29 protein-coding genes are annotated in these 24,428 nt (G+C 74.5%); 16 read left to right on the top strand and 13 right to left on the bottom strand.

The window, feature by feature from the left end; all coding sequences use genetic code 11:
* The first annotated feature begins 21 nt into the window (after positions 1–21).
* Positions 22–1,278, top strand: coding sequence for an FAD-binding protein (locus tag AMK11_RS34025; RefSeq protein WP_073731983.1), 1,257 nt, complete (start codon positions 22–24; stop codon positions 1,276–1,278).
* Here the strand turns inward: AMK11_RS34025 and AMK11_RS34020 are convergent.
* The 3 genes from AMK11_RS34020 to AMK11_RS34010 form a co-directional block, all read right to left on the bottom strand.
* On the bottom strand, positions 1,241–2,542 hold the full coding sequence (locus tag AMK11_RS34020; RefSeq protein WP_073732012.1) for an MFS transporter: 1,302 nt from the start codon (positions 2,540–2,542) through the stop codon (positions 1,241–1,243). The genes AMK11_RS34025 and AMK11_RS34020 overlap by 38 nt on opposite strands.
* 89 nt (positions 2,543–2,631) lie before the next feature.
* The gene (locus tag AMK11_RS34015) at positions 2,632–3,147 is read right to left on the bottom strand and encodes a hypothetical protein (RefSeq protein ID WP_073731982.1); all 516 of its coding nucleotides are present in this window, start codon (positions 3,145–3,147) and stop codon (positions 2,632–2,634) included.
* A complete protein-coding gene (locus AMK11_RS34010) occupies positions 3,144–4,856 on the bottom strand; it encodes a PHP domain-containing protein (RefSeq protein ID WP_073731981.1) in 1,713 nt (570 codons plus the stop codon). Before AMK11_RS34010 ends, AMK11_RS34015 begins: the two co-directional genes overlap by 4 nt.
* Positions 4,857–5,008: 152 nt before the next feature.
* Here AMK11_RS34010 and AMK11_RS34005 point away from each other — a divergent pair, with 152 nt between their 5' ends.
* Positions 5,009–5,593, top strand: coding sequence for a TetR/AcrR family transcriptional regulator (locus tag AMK11_RS34005; protein WP_073731980.1), 585 nt, complete (start codon positions 5,009–5,011; stop codon positions 5,591–5,593).
* Position 5,594: 1 nt separating this feature from the next.
* On the opposite strand, the gene AMK11_RS34000 is transcribed toward AMK11_RS34005, so the two are convergent.
* From AMK11_RS34000 to AMK11_RS33980, 5 genes are read right to left on the bottom strand one after another with little or no spacing between them, the layout of a single operon-like run.
* Positions 5,595–6,347: an isocitrate lyase/PEP mutase family protein gene (locus AMK11_RS34000; RefSeq protein WP_073731979.1), complete on the bottom strand. Its 753-nt coding sequence runs from the start codon at positions 6,345–6,347 to the stop codon at positions 5,595–5,597.
* Entirely contained in the window at positions 6,344–6,826 is a 483-nt protein-coding gene (locus tag AMK11_RS33995; RefSeq protein WP_073731978.1) for a hypothetical protein, read from the bottom strand. The genes AMK11_RS34000 and AMK11_RS33995 overlap by 4 nt, the downstream gene beginning before the upstream one ends.
* Before the next feature lie 52 nt (positions 6,827–6,878).
* Complete coding sequence (locus AMK11_RS33990) at positions 6,879–7,538, bottom strand: response regulator (protein ID WP_073731977.1); 660 nt, start codon at positions 7,536–7,538, stop codon at positions 6,879–6,881.
* The gene (locus AMK11_RS33985; protein WP_073731976.1) at positions 7,535–8,701 is read right to left on the bottom strand and encodes a sensor histidine kinase; all 1,167 of its coding nucleotides are present in this window, start codon (positions 8,699–8,701) and stop codon (positions 7,535–7,537) included. Before AMK11_RS33985 ends, AMK11_RS33990 begins: the two co-directional genes overlap by 4 nt.
* Complete coding sequence (locus tag AMK11_RS33980) at positions 8,698–9,537, bottom strand: CPBP family intramembrane glutamic endopeptidase (protein WP_073731975.1); 840 nt, start codon at positions 9,535–9,537, stop codon at positions 8,698–8,700. Before AMK11_RS33980 ends, AMK11_RS33985 begins: the two co-directional genes overlap by 4 nt.
* 160 nt (positions 9,538–9,697) lie before the next feature.
* Here AMK11_RS33980 and mmuM point away from each other — a divergent pair, with 160 nt between their 5' ends.
* The 6 genes from mmuM to AMK11_RS33950 all read left to right on the top strand — a co-directional run bounded on the left by mmuM (position 9,698) and on the right by AMK11_RS33950 (position 15,162).
* Complete coding sequence (gene mmuM / locus AMK11_RS33975; RefSeq protein WP_073731974.1) at positions 9,698–10,606, top strand: homocysteine S-methyltransferase; 909 nt, start codon at positions 9,698–9,700, stop codon at positions 10,604–10,606.
* Positions 10,607–10,766: 160 nt separating this feature from the next.
* Entirely contained in the window at positions 10,767–11,663 is an 897-nt protein-coding gene (locus AMK11_RS33970) for a DUF4129 domain-containing protein (RefSeq protein ID WP_241847139.1), read from the top strand.
* Positions 11,660–12,250, top strand: a complete 591-nt coding sequence (locus AMK11_RS33965; protein WP_107429771.1) for a hypothetical protein — start codon at positions 11,660–11,662, stop codon at positions 12,248–12,250. The genes AMK11_RS33970 and AMK11_RS33965 overlap by 4 nt, the downstream gene beginning before the upstream one ends.
* Positions 12,240–13,250: an AAA family ATPase gene (locus tag AMK11_RS33960; protein WP_073731972.1), complete on the top strand. Its 1,011-nt coding sequence runs from the start codon at positions 12,240–12,242 to the stop codon at positions 13,248–13,250. Before AMK11_RS33965 ends, AMK11_RS33960 begins: the two co-directional genes overlap by 11 nt.
* Positions 13,247–14,581 carry a DUF58 domain-containing protein gene (locus AMK11_RS33955; protein WP_073731971.1) on the top strand — a complete coding sequence of 445 codons (1,335 nt, stop codon included), beginning with the start codon at positions 13,247–13,249 and terminating at the stop codon, positions 14,579–14,581. Before AMK11_RS33960 ends, AMK11_RS33955 begins: the two co-directional genes overlap by 4 nt.
* The gene (locus tag AMK11_RS33950; RefSeq protein WP_073731970.1) at positions 14,578–15,162 is read left to right on the top strand and encodes a hypothetical protein; all 585 of its coding nucleotides are present in this window, start codon (positions 14,578–14,580) and stop codon (positions 15,160–15,162) included. Before AMK11_RS33955 ends, AMK11_RS33950 begins: the two co-directional genes overlap by 4 nt.
* A 23-nt stretch (positions 15,163–15,185) precedes the next feature.
* Here the strand turns inward: AMK11_RS33950 and AMK11_RS33945 are convergent, their stop codons facing one another.
* From AMK11_RS33945 to AMK11_RS38875, 3 genes are all read right to left on the bottom strand, one after another.
* Entirely contained in the window at positions 15,186–15,701 is a 516-nt protein-coding gene (locus AMK11_RS33945; protein ID WP_073731969.1) for a hypothetical protein, read from the bottom strand.
* Positions 15,702–15,915: 214 nt separating this feature from the next.
* Positions 15,916–16,395 (bottom strand): helix-turn-helix domain-containing protein, encoded by a 480-nt coding sequence (locus tag AMK11_RS39060; protein WP_274535690.1) that lies wholly within the window; start codon positions 16,393–16,395, stop codon positions 15,916–15,918.
* A 682-nt stretch (positions 16,396–17,077) separates the two neighbouring features.
* Complete coding sequence (locus AMK11_RS38875) at positions 17,078–17,866, bottom strand: PucR family transcriptional regulator ligand-binding domain-containing protein (protein ID WP_241847138.1); 789 nt, start codon at positions 17,864–17,866, stop codon at positions 17,078–17,080.
* A gap of 138 nt (positions 17,867–18,004) precedes the next feature.
* Here AMK11_RS38875 and AMK11_RS38050 point away from each other — a divergent pair, with 138 nt between their 5' ends.
* Positions 18,005–18,163: a hypothetical protein gene (locus AMK11_RS38050; protein ID WP_158071007.1), complete on the top strand. Its 159-nt coding sequence runs from the start codon at positions 18,005–18,007 to the stop codon at positions 18,161–18,163.
* On the opposite strand, the gene AMK11_RS33930 is transcribed toward AMK11_RS38050, so the two are convergent.
* Positions 18,147–18,596: an ATP-binding protein gene (locus tag AMK11_RS33930; RefSeq protein WP_079187859.1), complete on the bottom strand. Its 450-nt coding sequence runs from the start codon at positions 18,594–18,596 to the stop codon at positions 18,147–18,149. The genes AMK11_RS38050 and AMK11_RS33930 overlap by 17 nt on opposite strands.
* 85 nt (positions 18,597–18,681) lie before the next feature.
* Between AMK11_RS33930 and AMK11_RS33925 the strand changes: the two genes are divergently transcribed.
* Both AMK11_RS33925 and AMK11_RS33920 read left to right on the top strand, forming a co-directional pair.
* Positions 18,682–19,500 (top strand): helix-turn-helix domain-containing protein, encoded by an 819-nt coding sequence (locus AMK11_RS33925; RefSeq protein WP_073732011.1) that lies wholly within the window; start codon positions 18,682–18,684, stop codon positions 19,498–19,500.
* Positions 19,497–19,730, top strand: coding sequence for a DUF397 domain-containing protein (locus AMK11_RS33920; RefSeq protein WP_073731965.1), 234 nt, complete (start codon positions 19,497–19,499; stop codon positions 19,728–19,730). Before AMK11_RS33925 ends, AMK11_RS33920 begins: the two co-directional genes overlap by 4 nt.
* Here AMK11_RS33920 and AMK11_RS33915 read toward each other — a convergent pair.
* Positions 19,687–21,189, bottom strand: coding sequence for a carboxylesterase/lipase family protein (locus tag AMK11_RS33915; RefSeq protein ID WP_073731964.1), 1,503 nt, complete (start codon positions 21,187–21,189; stop codon positions 19,687–19,689). The two genes, AMK11_RS33920 and AMK11_RS33915, sit on opposite strands and share 44 nt — an antisense overlap.
* Positions 21,190–21,346: 157 nt before the next feature.
* Between AMK11_RS33915 and AMK11_RS33910 the strand changes: the two genes are divergently transcribed.
* The 5 genes from AMK11_RS33910 (at position 21,347) to AMK11_RS33890 (ending at position 24,424) form a co-directional block, all read left to right on the top strand.
* Complete coding sequence (locus tag AMK11_RS33910) at positions 21,347–21,685, top strand: STAS domain-containing protein (RefSeq protein ID WP_073731963.1); 339 nt, start codon at positions 21,347–21,349, stop codon at positions 21,683–21,685.
* A gap of 114 nt (positions 21,686–21,799) precedes the next feature.
* Positions 21,800–22,306, top strand: coding sequence for a hypothetical protein (locus tag AMK11_RS33905; protein WP_073732010.1), 507 nt, complete (start codon positions 21,800–21,802; stop codon positions 22,304–22,306).
* Positions 22,303–22,653, top strand: coding sequence for a transcriptional regulator (locus tag AMK11_RS33900; protein ID WP_073731962.1), 351 nt, complete (start codon positions 22,303–22,305; stop codon positions 22,651–22,653). The genes AMK11_RS33905 and AMK11_RS33900 overlap by 4 nt, the downstream gene beginning before the upstream one ends.
* The gene (locus AMK11_RS33895; protein ID WP_073731961.1) at positions 22,650–23,552 is read left to right on the top strand and encodes an ABC transporter ATP-binding protein; all 903 of its coding nucleotides are present in this window, start codon (positions 22,650–22,652) and stop codon (positions 23,550–23,552) included. Before AMK11_RS33900 ends, AMK11_RS33895 begins: the two co-directional genes overlap by 4 nt.
* Complete coding sequence (locus AMK11_RS33890; RefSeq protein ID WP_241847137.1) at positions 23,549–24,424, top strand: ABC transporter permease; 876 nt, start codon at positions 23,549–23,551, stop codon at positions 24,422–24,424. The genes AMK11_RS33895 and AMK11_RS33890 overlap by 4 nt, the downstream gene beginning before the upstream one ends.
* Positions 24,425–24,428: the final 4 nt, after the last annotated feature.

Here is a 24,428-nt window from a genome sequence, read left to right as displayed (position 1 = left end):
CGCCGGGTAGGTTTCCGCGGTATGACCGACATCACCGTGACCAACTGGGCCGGCAACATCACCTACACGGCCAAGGAGCTGCTCCGGCCGCGCACCCTGGCCTCGCTGCGGGCCCTGGTGGCGGACAGCGCGCGGGTGCGGGTGCTGGGCAGCGGGCACTCCTTCAACGAGATCGCGGAGCCGGGCGCCGAGGGGGTCCTGCTGTCGCTGGCGGACCTGCCGTCGGAGGTGGACGTCGACTCGGCGGCCCGCACGGTGCGGGTGGGCGGCGGTGTCCGGTACGCGGAGCTGGCCCGGGTGGTGCACGGGCGGGGGCTGGCGCTGGCGAACATGGCGTCGCTGCCGCACATCTCGGTCGCCGGGTCGGTGGCGACCGGCACGCACGGTTCGGGGGTCGGCAACGGGCCGCTCTCGTCGTCCGTGCGTGAGGTGGAGCTGGTGACGGCGGACGGCTCGACGGTGACCGTGGGGCGGGGCGAGGAGCGGTTCGGCGGGGCGGTGACCTCGCTCGGCGCGCTGGGCGTCGTGACCGCGCTCACGCTCGACCTGGAGCCGGCCTACGAGGTCGAGCAGCACGTCTTCACCGAGTTGCCGTTGGAGGGGCTGGACGCGGCGGCGTTCGAGGCGGTGATGTCGGCGGCGTACAGCGTGAGCCTGTTCACGGACTGGCGGGCGCCCGGCTTCCGGCAGGTGTGGGTGAAGCGGCGCACGGACCAGCCGCTGCCCGGCTTCCCGTACGCCGCCGCGGCCGCCGAGAAGAAGCACCCGGTGCCGGGCATGCCCGCGGTCAACTGCACGGAGCAGTTCGGGGTGCCGGGGCCCTGGCACGAGCGACTGCCGCACTTCCGTGCCGAGTTCACGCCCAGCAGCGGCGCCGAACTGCAGTCGGAGTACCTGATGCCGCGCGAGCACGCCCTGGCCGCCCTGCGCGCGATGGACGCGATACGGGAGGTCGTCGCGCCGGTGCTGCAGACCTGTGAGATCCGCACGGTCGCCGCCGACGGGCAGTGGCTGAGCCCGTCCTACGGGCGGGACACCGTGGCCGCGCACTTCACCTGGGTCGAGGACACGGCGGCGGTGCTGCCGGTGGTGCGGCGGCTGGAGGAGGTGCTCGCCCCGTTCGCGGCCCGCCCGCACTGGGGGAAGGTGTTCACGACGCCGGCCGGCGAACTGCGCGGGCTCTACCCGAGGCTGGGCGACTTCCGTGCGCTGGCGCATGACCTGGACCCGGCGGGGAAGTTCACGAACGCGTTCGTGCGCGGGGTGCTGGCCGGCTGAGCCCGCCCCGGCGTACGGGTGTGAAGAGCGCCGCCACGGCGATGAGGACGCAGCAGGCGCCGGCCACCAGGGCGACCGGGGTGGTGCCGCGCCGCTCCGCCGCCCAGGTGAGGACGGCGGCGCCGATGGGGGCCACCGAGTACTGCAGGGTCCAGAAGGCGGAGGTGACCCGGCCGAGCAGGTGCTCGGGGGTCACCTCCTGGCGCAGGGACATCGAGCAGGTGCCCGCCATGCCGACGCAGGCCAGGAACGCGGCGCTCAGCAGGGCGACGGTGGCGACGTCGGTGGCCCGGCCCATCCCGGCGAACGCCAGCCCGCACACGGCGACCGCGCCGGTCCAGGTCGGGCCGAAGCCCAGCCGTCGGCGTACCCGGGCCACCAGCAGCGCGCCGGTGATGGTGCCGAGGGCGCCGACCGCCAGGACGGTGCCGACCGTGCCGTCGTCGTGGCCGAGGTCGTGCTTGAGGTGGTAGATGACCAGGTCGTTGAGGCCGAGGGTGAGGAAGCTGAAGCAGCACAGCAGGGCGGTGAGCGCGCGCAGCACCGGGTGCCCGCGGAGGAAGGCCACGCCGGTGCGCAGGTCCTGCCACAGCCCGGGGCGCTCCCCCTTGTCGGCGTCGGCCCGGTCGTCGGCCGGGCGGGGCCGGAAGCGGACGATCGCGACGAGGGCGGCCGAGACGCCGAAGCTGGCCGCGTCCACGCCGACGGCGGCGGCCGGGCCGGACCAGGCGGCCACCACGCCCGCGCACAGCGGCCCGAGGACACCGGCCGCGGCGGCGGTGGCGTTGAGGCGTCCGTTGGCCTCGGTGAGCTGCTCGGTGCCGACCAGGGAACGCACGACGGTGACGTAGCCGACGGCGAAGAACATGCCGACGGCCTCGCACAGCGGCAGGACCGCGTAGAGGAGCCAGACCTGCGGGTCGAACAGCCACACCAGGGGGATCAGCCCGTACAGGACCATCCGTACGAGGTCGCAGCCGATGAGCAGCCTGCGGCGGTCCACCCGGTCGACGACGGTCCCCGCGAACACGGCCGCGAGGACCGCGGCGGCGCCGCCGACGGCCGTCAGCAGTCCCATCCGCGCGATCGACCCGGTCGCCTCCAGCACCAGCAGTGGTAGGGCGATCAGCGCGAAGGAGTCGCCGAGGACGGAGAGGGTCTGCGCGGCCCAGAAGACGCCGAAGTCCCGTTGCCGCCACAGCGGGCGGGCTTTCCCGGAGGAAGGCCCGGCCGCTCGCCCCGTGTCCCGTGCCTCGTGGGTCACCGGGCCGCCGCCGTCCGCCGCCGCCACCTCATGCCGGTCGCCTCCCCCGCACCGCCCGCCGCCCGGTCCGCGACCACCTTACGGAGCTGTCAGTGGTCCGCGCAGCACGGTGTCGGGTCCGGGTCCTCGAACGGTACGAGCGTGCCGCCCACGGCGGGCATGGCGGCCAGGACGAGGCGGCCGTCCTGCCACTGCGGACGCACGTGGTCCCGGGTCACCAGCGGGGTGTCCGGGGCCGGTTCGCCCGCCGTGCCCAGTACCGTCACGCGGTCGATCGCGGAGCGGGCCAGCAGCTCGGCGACGGTCAGCGTGCCGGTCAGCGCGTCCGCGCCCGGGTAACGGACGGCCCGGCCGACGGCGTCCCAGGCGCCGTCGCGGACCTCGTGCCCCTGGTCGCCGAGCCGGTCCCGGGCGGCGCGCAGGACCGGCTCCTCGGCGGCGGCCAGCGACAGGGCGACGCGCGGGCGGCCGTCCCGCACCAGGTGCGTGCAGCCGAAGACGCCCTCGGGGAGGCCGAGTCCGGCCACGAGCGCCCGGAGCAGGTGGTCGGCCTCGCGCAGGGTCGTCGCGCTGGTGTCGACTCCGATGGCGTACGGCGGGGTCACGAGGGCAGGACCCACACCGGGTTGGAGTAGAACCACAGGTCGCGCCACGGGTCGGCGTCGCCGACGACGTCGATGGCGGGGCCCGCCGGGTCGACCTTGGCGCCCAGCGCGCCGACGGCGGAGCGGTTGCCGTCGGTGCCGCGGGTGCGGAGGTAGACGGGGCGGTCGACGCGGCCGAGGTCGTAGGTGAGGCGGACGGTGCCGGTGTCCTTGTTCACCTCGTACGACTTGACGACGCGGGCGGTCGGCGCGGTGAAGGTGTCCTGGTCGGCGACCGGGCCGGTCACGTCGCCCTGGATGACGTCGACGCGGGCGAGCTTCGGGGTGAACCCGGCCCAGTTGGGGCCGCCGGCGAGGGCGACGTCCATGGACAGGGTGACGCGGGTGCCCTTGCGGACGTGCAGGGCGCCGCCGAGGGTGGCCCAGCGGCCGCCGCCCGAGACGCGGACGTCGAGGCCGCTGATGAGCTGCCCGTGGTCGACCCAGATGCGGCCGGCGCGGATGCCGTCCATGACGGCGGCGTAGGAGAAGCCGTCGGAGCCGACGTGGGTACGGCTGTACTGGCCGGGCCAGAAGTCGCCCTGGGTGACGTCGATCTGCCCGGCGTAGACCGGGTCGTCGTAGCGGCCGTTGGCGTTGAAGTCGCCGCCGCCGCGGGCGGCGGTGTCGGCGTACACCTGGTGGGAGTCGGAGTTGGCGGTGATCCACCAGGGGCGGCCCTCGGCGATGAGGCTGTCCCACAGGCCGCCGACGGTGGCGGTCATCCAGTCGAAGCCGCCCCAGGTGCGGTAGCTCTCCAGCGGGTAGCCGGGGAAGCTGTTGGCGCCGGGGCTGCCGTCGTAGATTCCGCGGGCGCGGCCCATGCCGAGCGGCTTGGGGAGGCCGGCGGCCTGGTGGCCGGGGGCGCCCTCGAAGCCGACGGCGATCTGGTGGTGGCGGGAGGTGGCGTCGCGCCAGGCGCGGATCTCGTGCGGGGAGTCGATGCCCTTGCGCGCCGGGTGGTTGGCGAGCATCAGGGCGTCCTTGACCTTGCGCCGCTTGACCTGGTCGGCGAGGAAGGACAGGCCGGCGACCGCGAGGGCCTCGTTGGCGGGCGTGGAGTCGGTGGCGCCCTTGACGCCGCCGTCGTAGCCGGTCTCGAACTGCTTGAGGACGGAGACCTCGTGGCGGCCGGGGTGGACGAAGACGGTGCCGTGCTCGGCGGCCGGGATGTTCCACTCCAGGCCCTGGAAGACGAGGGTGTCCTCGTAGGTGTCGCGGGCCTCGCGGATGTCCGGGTTGACCTTCTCCACGCCGATCTTGGCGTGGGTGACGCTGCCGTGGTCGGTGATGACCAGCCAGTCCATGCCGTGCCGGGCGCCCTGGCGGACCTGGTCGACGACGCGGTACTTGCCGTCGCTGCTGTACTGGGTGTGGATGTGGTGGTCCCCGGCCAGCCAGAGGAAGCCCTTCTTGCGGCGGCCGTGGCCCGCGGCCCGCGCGGGGGCGGCGGTGGCGGTCTGGGTGAGGACGGTGCCGGCGGCGAGTCCGGCGCCGAGGAGTCCCGCGCGGCGCAACAGGCCTCGGCGGGACTGCTGTTCGGGGCTGAGGGCCTCGTCGGGGACGGACGCGTCGAAGGCGGCGGGAAGGGCCGGCGCGGTCTCGTGGTCGTGGCCGTGATCGTGGTCGTGCGGGTGGCCGTGGTGGTGATGGCCGTGCGTGTGCCCCATGAAAGCCCCTCCTGGATACCGCCGCCGTGCGCGGCTCCGAGGAGGATCGAGGCGGAAGGTGAACGTTGCACGACTCGAAGGTGAGCCTCGCGTGCCACCACGCCTGCCCTAGCATGAAACCTAGGAGCCCTAGGAAGCAGAGAAGGTGGCGCATGCCCCGAGCGGGCCTTACGACCGACCGCGTGGTCGCGGCCGCCGCCGATCTCGCCGACGCGTCCGGCTTCGAGAACGTCACCGTCTCCGCGCTCGCCCGGCACTTCGGGGTGAAGGACGCGAGCCTGTACACGCACGTGCGGAACCTCCAGGACCTGCGCGTCCGGGTCGCGCTGCTGGCCGGCGGCGAGCTGATCGACGAGATCGCGGCGGCGGTGGCCGGCCGGGCCGGCAAGGAGGCGCTGGCCGCCTTCGCGGGCGCCTACCGCTCCTACGCCCTGCGCCACCCCGGCCGCTACGCCGCGACCCAGATCCGCGTCGACCAGTCCCTGGTCGCCGACTCCCCCGCCCTGCGCCGCACCGCCGAGATCACCCACGGCATGCTCCGCGCCTACGGCCTCACCGAACCCGACCTCACCGACGCCGTACGCCTGCTGCGCAGCACCTTCCACGGCTACTGCGCCCTGGAGGCCACCGGCGGCTTCGGCGCCCCGCGCGACGTACGGGCGTCCTGGGACAAGGCGGTCGAAGCCCTGCACGTGGCGCTGACGCACTGGCCGCGCGAGGGGCCGGACAGGCCCTAGGTCAGCCCAGCGCCCGCACCTCCTCGTACGTCGGTGCCGCCCCGCCCGGCACCCGCCCGGCGCGTACGTCGTCGGCCGCCTCCAGGGCGGCGCCCAGCGCCCGCCGGTACAGCAGCGAGCCGAGGCTGACGCGGCTGACGCCCAGGTCGGCGAGGTGCGGCAGGGCGGGCCCGGCGGGCGAGTGGAGGACGTTCAGCGGGACTTCGCCCAGGTGGGCGACGAGGTCGCCGATCGCGCCGGGATCGGTGAGGCCGGGGACGAAGACCCCGTGGGCGCCGGCCTCGCGGTAGGCGTCCAGGCGCCGCACCGTCTCCGGGAAGGAGCCGTCGCCGGACCAGTACGTGTCCGTGCGGGCGTTGACGAACAGGCCGGGGGCCGCCGCACGGACCGCGGCGATCTTCGCGGCGTGCCGGTCGGCGGGACCGAGGGCGTCCTCCAGGTTGACGCCGACGACACCGACCGCCGCCAGCTCCCGCGCGAACTCCCCCACCTCGTCGGGATCGTCGCTGAAGCCGTCCTCCGCGTCGACGGAGAGCAGGAACGGCCCCGAGCCCAGGGTGAGGGCCAGCCGCAGCGTCTCGTCGCGGGTCGCCGACGCCCCGTCCGGCAGCCCACTCGCCGCCGCCACGCCGAGGCTGGTCGTGCCGATGGCCCGGAACCCGCGCCCGGCAAGGGCGTACGCCGAGGCGTGGTCCCAGGCGCACGGCAGGAGCAGCGGCTCACCGGCGCGGTGCAGCTCGGCGAACGCGGTCACGACAGGTCACCCACCGCGTCGGCGTAGTACACGGACTCCTCGAGGTGCTCGGCCAGTCGGCGGAAGGACCAGCCGTCGCCGGGCGAGTGGTCGAGCTGCTCCTCGGTGAGCGCGTCGAGGCGGTTGGCCCAGATCCGGGCGAGCCGGGTGAGGCGGCTGCGGGCCTCGTCGAGGTCTGCCTGCGTGAAGGGGGCGAGGTCCGCCTCCGTGGTGACCATGGAGGCGTGCCAGTGGTCGGGCTGCGTCTCCTCCCCTGCCAGCCTCGCCTCCATCTCGGCGAGGTGGTCGACCATGTGGTCGGCGACCCGGCGGACCGCCTTGTGCGGGGTGTAGACACGCCCGTCGACGTGGGCGGGCCGCCCGTCCCAGCGGGTCCAGGTGGCGGCGAGGGCGAGGACGTGCTCGACCATGCCGGTGACGGTGCCGGCGGGCGTGACGGGGGCGGTGGTGGCAGTGGTGGCGGTGTTCGTGTCGCTCATGCCCCGCACGCTATGGGCCCGTTGCTTCGGTGCGGGCCGAAGTGTCCGCGCCTCAGGTCACCAGGCCGTGCCGGTAGGCGTAGACGACGGCCTGGACGCGGTCGCGCAGGTCGAGCTTGGTCAGGATGCGGGACACGAAGGTCTTCACCGTCTCGTGGCTGATGACGAGCGCCGCGGCGATCTCGCTGTTGGACAGGCCGTCCGCGATGAGGCGCAGCACCTCCAGTTCACGGGGCGTCAGCGGGACGTCCCGGGCGTCGCCCCCGGCGGGCCGGATGCGGGCGGCGTACCGGCCCACGAGGCGGCGCGTCACCTCGGGGTCCAGCAGCGCCGAGCCCAGGGCGACGGTGCGGATGCCGTGCAGCAGCCGGTCCGGCGGGGCGTCCTTGAGCAGGAACCCGCTGGCGCCGGCGCGCAGTGCCTCGTAGACGTACTCGTCCAGGTTGAAGGTCGTCACCACGAGCACCTTCACGGGGTGCTCGACTCCGGCACCGGCCAGCAGCCGGGTGGCCTCGATGCCGTCGAGGACCGGCATGCGCACGTCCATCACAACGACGTCCGGGCGGAGCCGTCCGGCCAGTTCCACGGCGGTCCGTCCGTCCCCGCACTCGCCCGCCACCGCCAGGTCGGGCTGCGCGTCGATGATCGTCGACAGCCCCGTGCGGATCAGTACCTGGTCGTCGCAGACCAGCACCCGGACCGGCGCGCTCATACCGGGCTCCCCCCAGGTATCCGCGCCCGCACCAGGAAGCCGCCGCCCGTCCGGCGGCCCGCGCTGAAGTCGCCGCCCAGGACGTCGACCCGTTCGCGCAGGCCCTCCAGTCCCCGACCGCTGCCGCCGGGGGAGGCGGCCCGCGAACCGGAACCGTCCGTGCCGACTTCCACGGTGATCTCCCTCTCGCCGTGGCGCACCAGGACCGAGGTCCGGCCGCCGTGGTCGTACTTGAGCGCGTTGGTCAGGGCTTCCTGGACGACCCGGTAGGCCACCAGGTCGGCGCTGCCGGTGGAGGCCGGCGGCGTGCCGTCCTCGGTGAACTCCACCGGCTGCCCGGCCCGCCGGGTCTGCTCGACGAGGGTGAGTACACGGCCGACGGGCGGCGTCCGGTCCTCGCCGCCGTGACCGGTGCCGTGATCGGGGTTGAGCAGGTCCAGCAGGTGCCGCAGGTCGGTGATGGCCCGCCGGCCGGTGTCGCTGACGGCGGTCAGTGCCTGGTCGAGCCGGTCGGGCGCGGCGGTCAGGTACCGGGCCGCCTCGGACTGCACGACCATCGCCGTCACGTGGTGGGTGACCACGTCGTGCAGTTCGCGGGCGATGCGGGTGCGTTCGGCGTTGCGGGCGTCCTCGGCGACGCGGCCGCGGCGTTCGGCCTCCGCGGCCCGCGCGGAGCGCATCCACGCGCCGACGCCCCAGACGAGGGCCAGGGCCAGGTGGAAGGTGACGAACTCGGCCACGGGGTCGCCGGGGCCGGTCCGGTGGAGGGCGACCGCGAGGGCCGCGTACGCGACGGTCGCGGCCACCGGGGTGGCCCGCCGGTACCGTTCCAGGTGCGACCCCGCGCTCAGCAGCGCGATGGGCAGCGCGGTGCCCGCGAAGAGGTGGTAGCCGCGCAGCTGGTCCAGGGCGAAGCCGCACGACACCAGGGCGAGGCAGACGAGCGGCCACTTGCGGCGCAGGGCGAGCGGGAGGCACTGGAGGACGGCCGCCACACCGGCCAGCGCGTCGGCGGGCCGGGTCGGCAGGCCGCCGACCTCCGTGCCGTTGCCGTGGAGGCCCGGAACGACCGACGCGACGAGCAGCAGCAGTCCGAGCGGGAGGTCCCGGACCGTGACGTCGAGCCGGCCCCACAGCTCCGGGACACGCCGACCTACGATCACCGGGGCAGTTTAGCGGGGGAGTTGGCGCCCGCGGCCCGCCGGGCACCGAAGGGCACGATGTTCCCGCGCCGGTGCGCCAGCCACAGGAACACCAGCGTCAGCAGCACCCCGAAGCCCACCGAGTACACGCTGCCCTCCGGTCCGAAGTCGCCGCCGGTGAGCAGCTTCGGACCCGACATCGTGGCGTCCAGCAGGCCCTCGCTGGTGCCGTTGCCGGAGACGACGGTGCTGAAGACGCCGCCGGCGGCGAAGTTCCAGCCGAAGTGCACGCCGATGGCCAGCCACAGGTTGCGGGTGGCGGCGTACACGGCGGCGAGCATGAAGCCGGCCTCGATGGCGATGGCGACGGCGCCCCACAGGGTGGCGTCCTCGTTGAGCAGGTGCGAGAGCCCGAACACCACGCCGGTCAGCCCCAGCGCGAGGTAGGTGCCGATGCGCTCCTCGATGATCCGGAACAGCACCCCGCGGTACAGGACCTCCTCGGTCGCCGCGGCGCCGGCCATGAATCCGACCATGCCCACCGCACCCGGCACCGAGCCCAGGCCGTGCACGTCGTAGTGCCCGGAGGCGAAGAGGTTCACGATGACGGCCGTGAACATCCCGGCGCCGATCAGCGTCCCCCAGCCGGCCTTGGCCGGGGCGTCCTCCAGGGCCACGTCCAGGGCCTGGCGGCGCTCGGTCCGCCGTACCACCCAGGCGTACACGTAGACCACCAGCGCGGCCGCCGTGAGACCGACGACCAGGGTGAGCCAGTCGTTGTCCTTCACCGCGTTGATGCCGATGCCGCCGACGGCGTACGCCGCCAGCACGGCCAGGAACTGCCAGACGAACCTCACGGGAACCCCTTCTCCGGACCGCGGCCGGTGCGCCGCGGGCATGCACTGGACGCTACGGATCCGGCGGCCCCGGATCGTCACCTCACGGTGGACACCTCGCCGTAGCTCGCACGGGGGACAAGCCCCCGAGGCCGTGCCGCCGACTGACTAATCTCCTGCCATGACCAGCGACTTCACCGACGCCCTCGCCTCCGGCCGCCCTCTCGTGCTCGACGGCGGCATGTCCAACCAGCTGGAGTCGGCGGGCCACGACCTGAGCGACGACCTGTGGTCGGCACGGCTGCTCGACGAGGACCCCGAGGCGCTCACCGAGGCGCACCTCGCCTACTTCGAGGCGGGCGCGGACGTGGCGATCACCGCGAGCTACCAGGCCACGTTCGAGGGGTTCGCCCGGCGCGGGACCGGCCGTGCGCGGGCCGCCGAACTCATGGGCCTGAGCGTGGAGTCGGCGCGGGAGGCGGCGCGCCGCGCACGGGCGGACCGCCGCCTGTGGGTGGCCGCGTCGGCCGGCCCCTACGGCGCGATGCTCGCGGACGGCTCCGAGTACCGGGGCCGGTACGGGCTGACAGTCGCGGAGCTGGAGCGCTTCCACCGTCCCCGCCTGGAGGTACTGGCCGCCGCCCGGCCTGACGTACTCGCGCTGGAGACCGTTCCCGACACCGACGAGGCGGCGGCGCTGCTGCGGGCGGTGCGCGGGCTGGGCGTGCCGGCCTGGCTGTCGTACACCGTCACGGGCGGCCGCACCCGCGCGGGCCAGCCGCTGGAGGAGGCCTTCGCCCTGGCCGCGGACGCGGAGGAGGTGATCGCGGTGGGCGTGAACTGCTGCGCCCCCGGGGACGTCCCCGGTGCCGTGGAGACCGCCGCGCGCGTCACCGGGAAGACGGTTGTCGTTTACCCCAACAGCGGGGAGGCCTGGAACGCTGAGGCGCGGTCCTGGGCGGGGCGTTCCTCGTTCGACGCCGGGCAGGTGCGCCGGTGGCGGGCGGCCGGGGCCGGGATGGTCGGCGGCTGCTGCCGGGTGGGGCCGGAGACGATCAGGTCGGTCGCGGCGGCTCTGGCACCGGCGTGAGGGGCGGCCGGGGGCCCGGTCGTCGTGGGGAGCTTGCCCTGCCGTGGCCGGCGGGGCATGTGCCAGGATGATGTGAACTGGCGTTCGGGGGGACGGGTTCGACAGGGGGGGACCGATGGAACACGGGGGGCGGCCCGGAAGGCGGGCGGTGCCCGGGGCGGTGGCAGCCGCCGGGGTGGTCGCGGCGCTGGCGGTGGCCGCGCTGGTGCTGCGGCCCGAGGAGGGGCTGCTGGACTCCGACGGCAAGGGCCCGCTGGGCCACTGGGGTTTCGTCGCGATCGGGGCGTCCGTCGCCTGGGCGGTCGCGGTCATGAAGGCCGTCCAGCGCCTGCGTCCCCGGTTCAACAGCTACCGTGCCGCGCTGCCGCCGGGCGAGGAACGGCTGCGGGAGCTCGCCGCGCCGCTGCTGCTCGCCGGGGCGGGCGTCATCGGCGTCCTGGCCCTGGTCCTGCACCGGTTCTCCACCGGCGGCGCCCAGCCCTCCCCGCCGCCGGTCGTCCCGACGCCGCTCCCCACCCAGCCGGTCCCCGGCGAGCCGATGCCCGGACAGGAACGGGGAGACCCGGGGCACGACGCGTCACTCGCCCTCTACCTGGTGCTCGGCCTGCTGGCCGCGGTGGTCGTCGTGCTCGTCGTGATGGCCGTCGTACCGCGGCTGCGACGGCTGGGGCTCAGGGTGCCGCAACGCCCCGGCCGCACCGCCCCGGTGGCCGAGGACGACGACGCGCGTCTGCTCCTGTCCGCCGTGCGGTCGGGCCGCCGCGCCCTGGCCGACACCGGTGACGCCCGCGCCGCCGTCATCGCCTGCTACGCCGGGATGGAGGACGCCCTCGTCGCCTCCGGCGTGCCCCGGCACGCCTCCGACAGTCCCGCCGACCTGCTCGACCGCGCCGTCACGGCGGGGCTGGCGCCGGGCCCGGCCGCGCCGCGCCTGACCGCGCTGTTCCGCGAGGCCCGCTTCTCCTCCCACCCGATGGACGCCTCCCACCGCGAGGCCGCGGCCGACGCCCTGGAGGAGATCGACTCGCTGCTGGCGGAACGGGAGGACGCGCGGTGAACCGGCCGGCGGAGGACACCCCCGACACCCCCGGAGGGGACATGCTCACGCTGGGCCGGCTCGGGGTGCTCGGCGGCGCGGTCGCCGGCTCCGGCGTCCTGCTCGTCCTGCTCCTCGACGGCCCCGGGGCGGCCGGCGCCCTCCTCGCCCTGCTCGTCGTCGTGGCGCTGGTCGTCACCCGGTACGTCGCCGGGGCGGACGCCTTCGACTCCGGACGCCGGGACGAGGTGCGGCTGCTGCGGACGCGGGCGCCGGGCATGGGCGAGTGGCGACGGAACGTGGGGACCGCGACGGGGCCCGACGGCGCCCTCTACTACCGTGCGGTGCTCCGGCCCGAGCTGCGCCACCTGTACGCCGCCGCGCTCGCCGAGCACCACCACGTCTCGCTCGACCAGCAGCCCGAGCGGGCGGCCGAGTTGATCGGCCCCGAGCTGTGGCCGTGGCTCGGGCCCGAGCCACCCCGGACCGGACCCGACGGCCAGGTCCCCGTCGACGTACTGCGCCGCCTCGTCGACCGCCTCGAAACCCTCGGCGCACCCCGCACCCCGCACCCCGCACCGGTAAGGAACAAGCGACGTGACGACTGACCCCACGCCCCCGCTTCGCACCGCCGAACAGGTCGGCGAGCAGGCCGGCGCCGTACTGCGCGAGATAGGCCGCGCCGTCGTCGGCAAGCCGGACGCCCTCGAACAGGTGATGCTGGGCGTACTGGCCGGCGGCCACGTCCTCCTCGAAGACCTGCCGGGGCTCGGCAAGACCCTCCTCGCGCGGTCCTTCGCCACCACCCTCGGCCTGGACTTCCGCCGCGTCCAGTTCACGCCCGACCTGCTGCCGTCGGACGTCACCGGAACACCGCTGTACGACCAGCGCACCGGCGAGATGGTCTTCCACCCCGGACCCGTCTTCACGAACCTCCTGCTCGCCGACGAGATCAACCGGACGCCGCCCAAGACCCAGGCCGCGCTGCTGGAGGCGATGGCCGAGTCGCAGGTGACCGTGGACGGCGAGACCCGCCCGCTCGCCGACCCGTTCGTCGTCATCGCGACCGCCAACCCGGTGGAGTACGAGGGCACGTACTCCCTGCCGGAGGCGCAGCTCGACCGGTTCCAGCTGCGCGTGCGGATGGGCTACCTGACCGCCGGGCAGGAACTGGCGATGCTGCGGGCCCGGATCGACCGGGCCGCGCCCGAGGCCGTCCTCGAAAGACTCGCGGGGCCGGCCGACGTCAGGGCGTGGCGCGCCGTCGTGGAGCGCGTGGAGATCGACGACGACCTGCTGGAGTACGCCGTCGCCCTCGTCGGCGCGACCCGCGACCACCCCCAGATCAGCATCGGCTCCTCACCGCGCGGCGGGCTCGCCCTGGTCCAGCTGGCGCGCGCCCGCGCCGTGCTGGACGGCCGCGACTACGTCGTCCCGGAGGACGTGAAGGCCCTCGCGGTGCCGGCGCTGGCCCACCGGGTGTCGCTGCGGCCCGAGTTGTGGGTGCGCGAGGTGTCCACGGACGACGTGCTGCGCGAGATCGTCGGCAGTGTCGGCACGCCGACGACCCGGCGGACGGCCGCCACCGCCGCCAACGCCCCGTCATGACCGCGCCGCCACCGGACGCGGGTGTGGTCCGCGCCCTGGAGGGGCGCACCGACCCGGCCCAGCCGCCGCCCCCGCCGCCCGGCGGGCCGCGCCCGAGCGAGCGGACGCTGCGCCTGCTGACCGTCGCCGTCGTCGCGCTGTCCGCCGCCCTGCTCACCGGCCGGGCGTGGCTGCTGGCGCTCGCGGCGGCACCGCTGGTGCTGCTCGCGCTTTCGCTGCCCCGCGCCCACCCCCGGCGCGTCGAGACGACGGCGACCGTCGAGCCGAGCCGCTGCTTCGAGGGCGACACCGTCACCCTGCGCGTCTCGGTCGCCCACGACGGGGACGCCGTACGCCTCGACCCCGGCGTCACGCTCGGCCCCGGCCTGCGGCTCGACGAGGTGGTCGTCGGCCCGTCGACCGTCACGCTGCGCCACACCGCGCTGCACTGGGGCCGCTGGTCGGTCGGCCCGGTCGACCTCGACGTGTACGACGCCGGGGGCACCGTGCGCCGCACCGTGCGGGTGGCGGAGCAGGAGGTGGCCGTCTTCCCGCACGCCGCGCAGGCGCGGTTCACCCCGATCCCGGTACGGCTGCCGCAGCGGCTCGGCGAGCACGCCTCGCCGCAGGCCGGGGAGGGGATCGAGGTCATCGGAGTGGCCCCCTGGGTGCCCGGGGAACGGCAGCGGCGCATCCACTGGCCGTCGACGACCCGGCGCGGGTCCGTCCAACTGCACCGCTTCGCGGCCGAGCGGGCCGCCGACACGGTGATGCTGATCGACGCGTTCGGGGACGTCGTCGACCCGGTGACCGGGCTGTCGTCCCTGGACGAGACGGTGCGCGCCGCCACCGGACTCACCCGGGCCTACCTGCGCACCCACGACCGGGTGGGGGTCGTCTCGACCGGCGGCACCACGCGGTGGCTGGCGCCGGGCACCGGGGACGCGGCGTTCTACCGCATCGTGGAGAGCGTCCTCGACGTCCGCAAGGACCGCCGCTTCGACGCGCCCGGCCTGGAGCGACTGCCGCCGCCCGCGCTGCCGGAGGGAGCGCTCGTGTACGTGTTCACGCCGCTGAGCGACGCACGGATGCTGAAGGTGCTGCGCGATCTCCAGGAGCGCGGGCGCCGCCCGGTCGTCGTGGAGATCCCGAGCGGCGACCCGCAGGTCGAACCCGGGGACACGGCGGGCGAGCTGGGACTGCGGCTGTGGCACGCGGAGCGGGACGCGATGCGCTTCGCCCTGCGGGACAGCGGGGTGCCGGTGGTGCGGCACGTCGTGGGTGAGTCGTTGGACCTGGCGTTGGCGCCGCTGCTGTCGGGCCGGGTCGGTGGGAGGGGGCGCGCGGGATGACGATGCTCGACGCACGGGTCGGTTTCCGCGAGTACCTGGGGTACTGGGCCGACACCCTGCCGGTGCGGGTGCTCGGCGCGGCGGCCCTCGTGATGGCGTGGCGGCCGTGGGCGACGGTGGGCGGTGCGCCGGGCGCCGTCCTGTTCGGGTGTGCGGTCGCGTGCGCGGTATGGGCGGCGCCGTCCCTGGACCGGCGCCCGTCGCTGGAGTCCGCACGGTGGTCGTACCGTCTGCTGCGGCACCGTACGACGGTGCTGGCGGGCGGTGTCGTGGCCGTCGCGGCGTCCTCCGGCGATCCGGCCTGGTGGGAAGGTGCCTGCGTGGCCGGTCTGCTGGTCGCCTACCTGGTGACGAGTGAGACGTGGCCGTGGCGTTGGGGACGCGGGGCCCGGCGCGTGTGGGCGGAGGCGGTCGCGGCCTGCGCCGGGGCGGGCGTCGTGCTGGGTGCCGCGCTGGTTCCGGTGAGCGGTGCGGGGGGCGGGCTGGGGCGGGTGATCGCCGCCGGGGTGGTGATGCTGGCAGGGGTGCTGACTGTTCTGTGGTGGGCCGGCGGCACCGCCCGTTCCACCGGACCCCGGTGACGTGACGGTGCCGCCGGGGCTCCTCACACGCGAGGGGAGGCGGTGACGCGGTACGTCTTGTAGCCGTCGCCGTCGTTGTTCCAGTTCAGCTTCCAGGCGCCGTCGCCGAGGGCGTAGCGCGAGATGGCGTACCGGATGGTCGAGGTGGTGTACGAGCCGTCCCCGTCCTCCAGGCGGCCCTCGATGCCGAAGTCCCGGCGGTAGCGGACCGGGTCCGTCGCCCCGGAGACGCTCTTCTTCAGGGCGACCCGGAACTTGGCCGCGTCGAAGATCAGGTGCGGCGCGTTGCCGTAGGAGGCGGGCCGGTCCCAGGACAGCTTGGCGTAGCTGTAGATGTAGCTGCCGGACCGGTAGGAGCACATGGTGGCCTTCATGGTCCAGTTGTCCGGCCAGGGGCCGGTGTACCCGCGGTCGTCGACCGACTTGGTGGTGGTGTTGCAGGACGCCGCCATGGCCGGGGCGGCCGTACCGACCACCGCGCCGCCGAGGGCGCCCAGGCAGGTCGCGGTGACGGCGGCTCTGCGCAGGAAGGTGCGCACGTGTTGTCTCCTGATTCTCCGCACGTGGGATGCGGTGGGTGTGGCGGTGTGGCTGGGCCGGGCGGGGACAATTGGACGCACCGGCGGACCGTTTCGGCGCCTGCTCTTCGCGTCCGTCGCCCGGACGCCGGGATCGTAGGCATGCCGCCCGCCGCGCCGCCTCGTGCATCCGAGGCGGCCCCGTGTGCAGGTGAGGTGCGCGGTGCGGGCCCGGTCAGGCGGCCGGGTCAGTCGGGTCCGGTATGCCGGTCACCGGGATGTGCCCGGCGGCCACCAGCAGCCACAGCGCCTGGTAGGGCGCGGCTCCCTGGTCCCGCAACGGCAGCCGCAGCCGGGCTCCGAGCACCGGCAGCCGGGCCGCGAAGGTGTTCCGGTGCATGCCCAGCGCCTCGGCCGTCGCGCCGGCCCGGCAGTTGAGGCCCAGCCAGGTGGCCAGGAGCCGCCGGGCCGAGGCTCCGCAGCACTCCGGTTCGTCCGCGCAGCCGAACCTGCCGTCCGGCGGGGCGTCCTCCGGGTGGTCCAGGACGGCCAGTTCACGGGTCGCCCACTCCACGACCGGCGCCTCCCGCAGCAGCGACCGCAGTCCGGCCCCGGAGCCGCTCGCCGCGTCGTCCGGCGGCTCGGGCAGGTCGGCGAGCTGGAAGGCCAGGTCCGCGACCGCGCGGTGGGTGACCTGTCGGTGGTCCAGTCCCATCGCCTCCAGGACCAGCCGCAGCCGCTTGTTGGCGGTGGTGCGGTCGACGCCGAGCAGCCGGCCGGCCCTGAGCGCCCCGTACGACAGGGCCCGGCGGGCGGTCGGCACGGCCTGGGCGCGCTGCTCCTCCGTCAGCCTCCGCAGCCCGCCGCAGACCTGACGGGACCAGACCCGCGCCCCCGGGGAGAGGAACGCGAGGAGTGAGGACCCGCCGAAGTCACGCACTATCCGCTCCGGGTCGCGTTCGGCGGCCGTCAGCGCGCGCACGGCCGCCCCGTAGGCGGAGGCCGTCTGGGACCACGGCCGCGGCCCGGACACACCGGCGAACCGTCCGGGCGCCTGCCCCACCACCGGGCGCAGCACCGCCAACGGCGCCGTGCCGTCCGGGTCCTGCGGGAGCACCACGATGACGTGCCGCGGGTCCGCCGGGCACGGCACCACCAGTCCCCCGCCGCCCACCGCCTCCTCACAGGCGTACGCGGCCCCGGTGCGGTCCTCCCCGGGCGCGCACTGGAGGACGGCCACCACCCCGCGTCCGGCGGCCAGCACCTCACCGACCCCGGCCTCGGCGGCGCCCAGTCCGGCCAGCGGCTCGGCGACGCGTACGGCGCCCTCCCAGTTGCCGAGCATCAGGTACTGGAGCACCGAGACGCGGATGCCCCGCAGCGCGGTGCGCAGCACCTCACGGTCCCGTCGGCTGCGCAGCGCCGCGTCCAGCAGCGTCAGTTGCCCGGCGGTGTGGGCCAGCAGCTGCCGCAGGTGGGCCGGGCCGCCGCCGGGCAGGACGGCGGCCAGTACCCGGTGCGGCCGGTCGCGGCCCACCGCGTGCAGCACCAGCTCCCGCCCGTCGTCGTACGGCGCGAAGGCCGTACGCGCCCGCCCGGACCGAGTACGCGCAGGCGTCCGCGCGCGTACTGACACTCTCCGCGTGCGCTCCGGAGCAGGCGGACGGTCCGGCCCGGCTGGTGCGGGAGGTGGCGGCCGTCACCGGCGGACCCGTGGTGCTGGCCGAGCCGGGCGGGGCGGAGTGGGCGCGGCTGGCCGTCATACAGCCGCGTGCGCTGGAGCAGGTCTCCCGCTCGACCGCCAGTTGCCGCCGCAGCACGCGGCGCAGTGTCTCGTGGGCGTCCCAGGGCCCGGCGGGAAGCAGCACCGGCAGCCCGGCCCGGTCGGCCTGCTCCAGCAGTTCGCGCGCCGGGGCGGTCGCGGGTGCGGGAACCACGGCGACGACTCCCGCGCGGGCGAGTTGGCGCAGCGCCGCCCCGGCGTCCTCGGGTCCCGCGCCTTCCGGGCCGGTGGGCAGCACGGCCAGCCCCGCCCGGACCCGGGGAGCGTCTTCCGGCGGCAGGCGCCAGCGCGCGTCGCAGACGACCACGTCGTCCAGCTGCTGCTGTGCCGTCGCCTCGGCAGCCGGTTCCGGACGGCGCAGCACCGGGACGGGACCGGCGGTCAGGTCGGGGAGGGTCAGCATGACGACGTCCGAGGCGGTGGGGGCACTTCGGCGACGGCCGAGACGTTGCGCGGGGCCGTGCCGACCTGACACCGTACACAGGGGAAGCCCGGCGGGCGGAAAAGATGCCGCGCCAGACCCGGCAGAGGAGGAACATCTGTGGCGACACGCCGACATGTCAGGCGCTTCGGCGGCTTCGCCGCGTTGTTGGCGATCACCGCCGGCTGCCTGGTGGCGGTGATCATCGGCCAGGACGGCGGCGGCACGTCCCCGGACGTCTCCCATCTCGAGTCGGGCCCGATCACTCCGAAGAGCTGAGGACGCCCAGCTCGCACCACACGACCTTGCCGGGGTCCCGCTCCCCCACGCCCCACTTGTCGGCCAGCTCCGACACCAGCAGCAGCCCCCGACCGCCCTCGCCGGGCTCGCGCACGTCCGCCTGCGGCACGGCCGGTACGCCGTCCCCGCTGTCGTGCACCTCGACGCGTACGCCGCCCGCGCCCCAAGGCAGCAGCCGCAGCAGAAAGCCCCGGCCGGGCGGTACGCCGTGCACCAACGCGTTGGTGGCCAGTTCGCTGACACACAGCACGACGTCGTCCGCGCGCTCGCGCACACCCCATGCGGCGAGCGCCTCACGCGCGAACGCCCGTGCGGCGGGGACGGACCGGCGCTCTCGGCGGTAGAAGCGCTCGCGCGGGGACGGGGGTCGATTTTCGTTGTTCACGTGACGATGGTCACGCTCCGTGGTCATGATGAGACAGAGCGCACGGCCGTACAGCCGGTCCGTACGGGTGCGCGACGGTGAACGTACGCGGGCGGGTGGGGAGTTCGACCTCATGGGCACGACGACACGGAGGAACGCCTCCGCGATGAAGATGGTGGGGGCGCTGCTCGCCCTCTACCGCCAGGCCGCCGGGTACACCCAGAGGTCACTGGCCGAACGGTTCGTCATCAGCGAGCAGCAGATCGCGTCGATCGAACAGGGCAGGCGCCCACTGAAGCCGGATCTCGCCGAGCAGCTCGACGAACTCCTGGACACCAAGGGTGCGTTGTCAACTGCGTTGAGCAAGATGCCGGAGGTGGATCTGGTTCCGTTGTGGGCGGAGGAGTACTTGGATCGGGAGCGGGAGGCGATTGCGATCTCGTGGTACGAGGGTTTGGCGATCCCCGGCCTACTCCAGACCGAGGGCTACGCGCGGGCGGTCTTCCGCAGCCGGGTGCCTGTGTACGACGAGGACTCGATCGAGCAGTTGGTGGCGTCACGGATCGAGCGCCAGGAAATCCTTCACCGCAAGGTGCCACCCACGACGAGCTTCGTGATCTGGGAAGCAGCGCTACGGGATCGACTGGGCGGAAAGGAGGTGTACGTCGAGCAGGTCAGGACGCTGCGCGAGTGCGCCGACGTGCCTGGCGTGGCCCTGCAAATCCTGCCACTCGGCCGCACCATGCACGCAGGTCTCGACGGGCCGTTCATCCTGCTCGAAACTCCGGACTATCAGCGGCTCGCATACATGGAAACGCAACGCGGCAGCCAACTGATCGGTGACCCCGACGGCGTGGGAATCCTGACACAGAAGTATGCGATGCTGCGGACGCAAGCCCTCAACACCGAGGACACGAGGGCCATGTTGGACCGTCTTCTGGGAGAGCAATGAGCGGCACTGCGCTTGAGTGGTTCAAGTCCAGCTACAGCGGAAGCGAAGGCGGGGCTTGCCTCGAAGTCGCCTACGAGTGGCGCAAGTCCAGCTACAGCGGAAGCGAAGGCGGCAATTGCGTCGAAATCGCCACCGCCCCCACCGCCATCCACATCCGCGATTCCAAAACAACCGTCGGAGACATAGTCACCGTCGCGCCAGCAGCCTGGACCGCATTCCTCGGATGGTGACGTCGGCCTTCCACAGGTCGAACTCCGCGTCGCGCGGACCGTACGCGGTGTGCGGGGTGCCGTCCCCGAAGACCCGCACGGGGTGCGTGGCGTCCCACGCCTGCCACCCCGGGTCGCCGGTCTCGACGAACCGCACCCACGCCCCGTGCATCGCGTCGGCCAGTTCCTGCGGAGCACCCTCGCCCGCGAGCCGCCGCGCGTCCGGATGGTGCCCGGAGTCGAAGACGAAGCCCAGCTCCAGGGCGTGGCAGGCGCCGAGGTCGGGCAGGCTGGACGGCCAGGCGAACTCGTAGACGTACGAGGAGCCGGGCCGTGCGTCGGCCACCCGGTGCATCGGGAGCCGGAGCAGGTGGTCGGTGACCAGCTGGCCGACGGTCTCGGCGGCGCCGGCGGCGGGGCGCAGCGCGCGGTAGCCGCGTACGACCTCGTTGCCGCAGTGGCAGCGGGCGCGGGCTCCGGCGAGGGCGACGGCGCCGAGCCGGTCGACGCGTTCGAGGAGGCTGCCAGGGACCAGCCAGAGCCGGTACTCGTCGCGGGTCCAGCCCATCATCAGGTCGACGCCGGGCGCCGCGTCGCCGTCGACCAGCGCCTCCAGCGGGTCGCGCGGCAGCACGTCCCCGTCGACGACGATCCCGAAGGCGGGCCCGCCCAGTACCGGGCTGCTGAACCGGCCCACGTCGGCCTGGGCCCGCAGCAGCTCGGCCCGGTCGGCGGCGGCGAAGGCCTCGGCGGTGGCGGGGATTCTGAGGCGGGAGGCCATGCGGCGGACCATGCGCCGTACCTTGTCGCGGTCGGCGGCCTCGGGTGCGCCGCTCTGGAGCACGGCCCGCCGGAACAGGCCCCGGGCGCGCGGGGCGGCGAGGAGGCCGCCGGTGCTGATCGCACCGGCCGACTGACCGGCGAGGGTCACCCGGCCGGGGTCGCCGCCGAAGGCCGTGATCGAGTCCCGCACCCATTCCAGGGCGGCGAGCTGGTCGCGCAGGCCCGCGTTGGCGGGGGCGTCGGGGAACAGGCCGTAGCCTTCGACACCCAGTCGGTAGTTGATCGAGACGCAGACCACTCCGTCGCGGGCGAAGGTGCGGCCGTCGTAGACGGGGACGGCGGAGGAGCCCCTGGTCAGGGCGCCGCCGTGCAGCCAGACCAGGACCGGCAGGCGGGCGGCGGGGGCCGGGTCGGGCGTCCAGACGTTGAGGTTGAGGCAGTCGTCGCCAGGGACGGCGGGGTCGGAGAGGTAGCGGGCGAACGCGTCGGAGTACGGGGGTTTGGGTGCCGTCGGGCCGAATGTGGTCGCGTCGCGTACTCCGTCCCAGGGCTCGGGCGGCTCCGGGGGCCGGAACCGGCGGGGGCCGAAGGGCGGGGCGGCGTACGGGATGCCCCGGAAAACGGCGACACCGTGCTCGTACCTGCCGCGCACGGCCCCGTGGGGCGTACGGACCACGGGATTCGTCCGGCCTGACATCAGCGCTCACCAGCCCTTCGCCGCACCGTCGTACCGCTCATGTCAAAGCGCTGAGGCGCCCGGGACTATTCCGGGCCTTCGTTCCCGGCGCGGCTGGGGGACAATGGGAGACGCACGCCCACACGTACGCCCACCCTGTGTCGCCGAGGAGGCCGTCGTGACCGTCGACCCTCGTCCCCCGAGCACCGTCGCCCCCGTGAGGATCGTCGAGGCGGACGGGCGGCATGCCGTGCTGGCCTTCTCCGGCGATCTGGACGCCCCCGCGCTGCGCGTACTGGAGGAGCTGCTCCTCGATCACCGTCTGGCGGCGCCGACCGCCTGGACGCTGGACATGAGCGGGCTGGCGCACATCGACCTGGCGTGCGCCTACGCGCTGCTGCGCGCGGCGACCCGGGCCGAGGAACCGGTCACGATCACCGTGCGCGGGGCCCGTCCGGCCGTTCACCGGACCCTGAAGCACGCGGGCCTGGACACCGTCGTCGCATACGAGCACTGACGACCCGCCCGCCCCGCACCGCCCGGCCTCGACTTGCCTGCTGGGAAAGTCAGCGGTAACTTTCCCGGCGGGAAAGTAACGCTGGACGGAAACACGGACGGGGAGGCGGTGGCCGTGAGCACACCGGTCGATGCCGAACAGGCTTGGAGGGACCTGCAGCGCATCCGCGTGCCGCAGGAGCGGGTGTACGACGAGGTCGAGCGGTCGGCGTCCCGCAAGCCCGGCGCGACCTGGGCGATGGCCGCGGTCATGTGGGGCTTTCTGGCCCTCATCAGCCTCGATCTGCCCCAGTGGGGCGTCTGGCTGGCGCTCGCCGGCTACTGCGCGGTGGTGACCGTACTGGCCAGGGCGTTGCACCGGAGGAGCCGGGTGCAGCTGCACCACTCGCGGTGCGACTGGCGGACGTTCGCCGCCTTCGCCGGGGGCGCGGTGGCGACCGGGGGGACGGTCCTGCTGTCCGGCCGGCTGGTCGAGCCGCTGGAGCCGACGACGGGGGCGCTGATCAGGGCGACCGTGTCGGTGGCCGTGTTCGTCCTGTTCGTCGGGCCGGTGACCCGGTGGTCGACCGGCTCGCTGCGCGCCCGGGCCGGCCGGCGGGCCACCGAGGGGGCGGGCCGGTGAGCACTCCCGCAGGCTTCGACGAGCTGATCCATCCCGCCACCCGGCTGTCGGTGGTCGCGCTGCTCGCGGCCACGGAATGGGCGGACTTCCCGTTCGTCCGCGACAGCCTCTCGCTCAGCGACTCCGCGCTCTCCAAGCAGCTCCACACGCTGGAGGAGGCCGGGTACCTGGAGCTCCGCAAGGAGGGCGCCGGCCGCAAGCGGCGCACCAGGGTACGGCTGACGGACCGTGGCCGCACCGCCTTCGAGGGGCACGTGGCGGCGCTCCGCGCGATCGTCGAGGGCGCCCGGCCCGCCCCGCCCACCGGTCCGGCGGAACAGCGCCTTCCCACGGAGGCCGCACGATGACGCACCGGCAAGCGACCGGGCACGACCTCGTCGTCGAGGCCCGAGAGGTGACGATGACGTACGGCGACGTGGACGTCCTGCGCGGCGTCGACCTGGACATCCGCCGGGGCGAGGTCTTCGCCCTGCTCGGTCCCAACGGCGCCGGGAAGACCACCACCGTCGAGATCCTGGAGGGCTTCCGGCGACGGTCCGCCGGTGACGTGCGCGTCCTCGGCACCGACCCGGAGCGCGGCGACGACGCCTGGCGGGGCCGGCTCGGGCTGGTGCTGCAGTCCTGGCGGGACCACCCCCGCTGGCGGGTCGCGGAGCTGCTCGGGCACTTCGCGACGTACTACCCCGACCCGCGCGACCCGGCCGAACTGCTGGCGCTGGTCGGTCTCGCCGACCAGGCCGGCCGGCAGGTGAACCGGCTCTCCGGCGGCCAGCGCAGGCGGCTGGACGTCGCCCTCGGCATCGTCGGCCGCCCCGAGCTGCTCTTCCTCGACGAGCCGACCACCGGCTTCGACCCCGAGGCGCGGCGCGAGTTCCACCTCCTGGTGGAACGGCTGGCCCGCGACGAGGGCGTCACCGTCCTGCTCACCACCCACGACCTGGTGGAGGCCGAGCGGCTGGCCGACCGGATCGCCATGCTGGTCGGCGGCCGCATCCGCGCCCTCGGCACCCCCGGCGAACTGGCCCGGCGGGCCGCCGCGCGGGCCGAGGTCCGCTGGACGGCCGACGACGGAACGCCCCGCCGGGAACGCACCGAGGACCCCTCACGGCTGGTCTGGGAACTCCACCGGGACGCGGCCGGGCCGATCCCCGGCCTGGAGGTCCGCCGCCCGACCCTGGAGGACACGTACCTGCACATGGTGCACCGGGCGGACAACGGCACGGACGGGGAGGCGCGGGCAGCATGAAGGGAACACACATGACGGGTGGTTACCGGCGCGCCGGTCTCCAGCGCGGCGGCATCGAGCTGCGCCAGCTCCTGCGCAACCCGAAGGAACTCTCCGGCCACCTGACCAACGTGGCCGTCGCGCTGGCCGTCGCCGCCTACATGAGCGACGACGTGCCCGGCACCCAGACGCCGATGGCCCACCTGGTGCTGGCCGGGTTCGCCGCCTACCTGCTGTTCCAGGTCGGGCTGGTCAACCTCCCGCAGATGCTGGTGACCGAGCGGGAGGAGGGCGCCCTGCTTCGGCTGCGCGCCACACCCGGCGGGATACCGGCCTACCTGATCGCCAAGTGCATGCTGGTCGTCGGCACGGCGGTCGGCACGCTGGCGCTGCTCCTGCTGTCGGCGGCGGTCCTGGTGGACGGGCCGCTGCCGGATGGGCCGGGCGGCTGGCTGACGCTGCTGTGGGTCACCACGCTCGGGCTGCTGGCCGTCGTACCGCTGGGCGCGGCGATCGGCGCCGTGCTGCCCAACCCGCGCGAGGCGCTGGCGCTGATCATGCTGCCGACGATGGGGCTGCTGGTGACGTCGGGTGCGGTGTTCCCGATCACCGCGCTGCCGGTGCCGGTGCAGCAGGTGGCCTCCGTCTTCCCGCTCAAGTGGATGGCGCAGGGCCTGCGTTCGGCGCTGTTCCCGGACTCGGCGCGGGCGGCCGAGGTGGCCGGCTCCTGGGAACTGCCCATGGTCGCCCTGGTCCTGACCGCCTGGGCCGTCCTCGGCTTCCTCCTCGCGGTTCCCCTCCTGCGCCGCGCCGCCCGCCGCGAGTCCGGCTCCCGCCTGAGCGCGCGCCACCGCAAGGCCGAACAGAGCGGGGCGCTGCCCGCGCGGGGATAGTGCT

Source organism: Streptomyces sp. CB02414 (assembly GCF_001905385.1).
Classification (GTDB): Bacteria; Actinomycetota; Actinomycetes; order Streptomycetales; family Streptomycetaceae; genus Streptomyces.
This window is presented reverse-complemented; position numbering and strand designations above follow the sequence as displayed.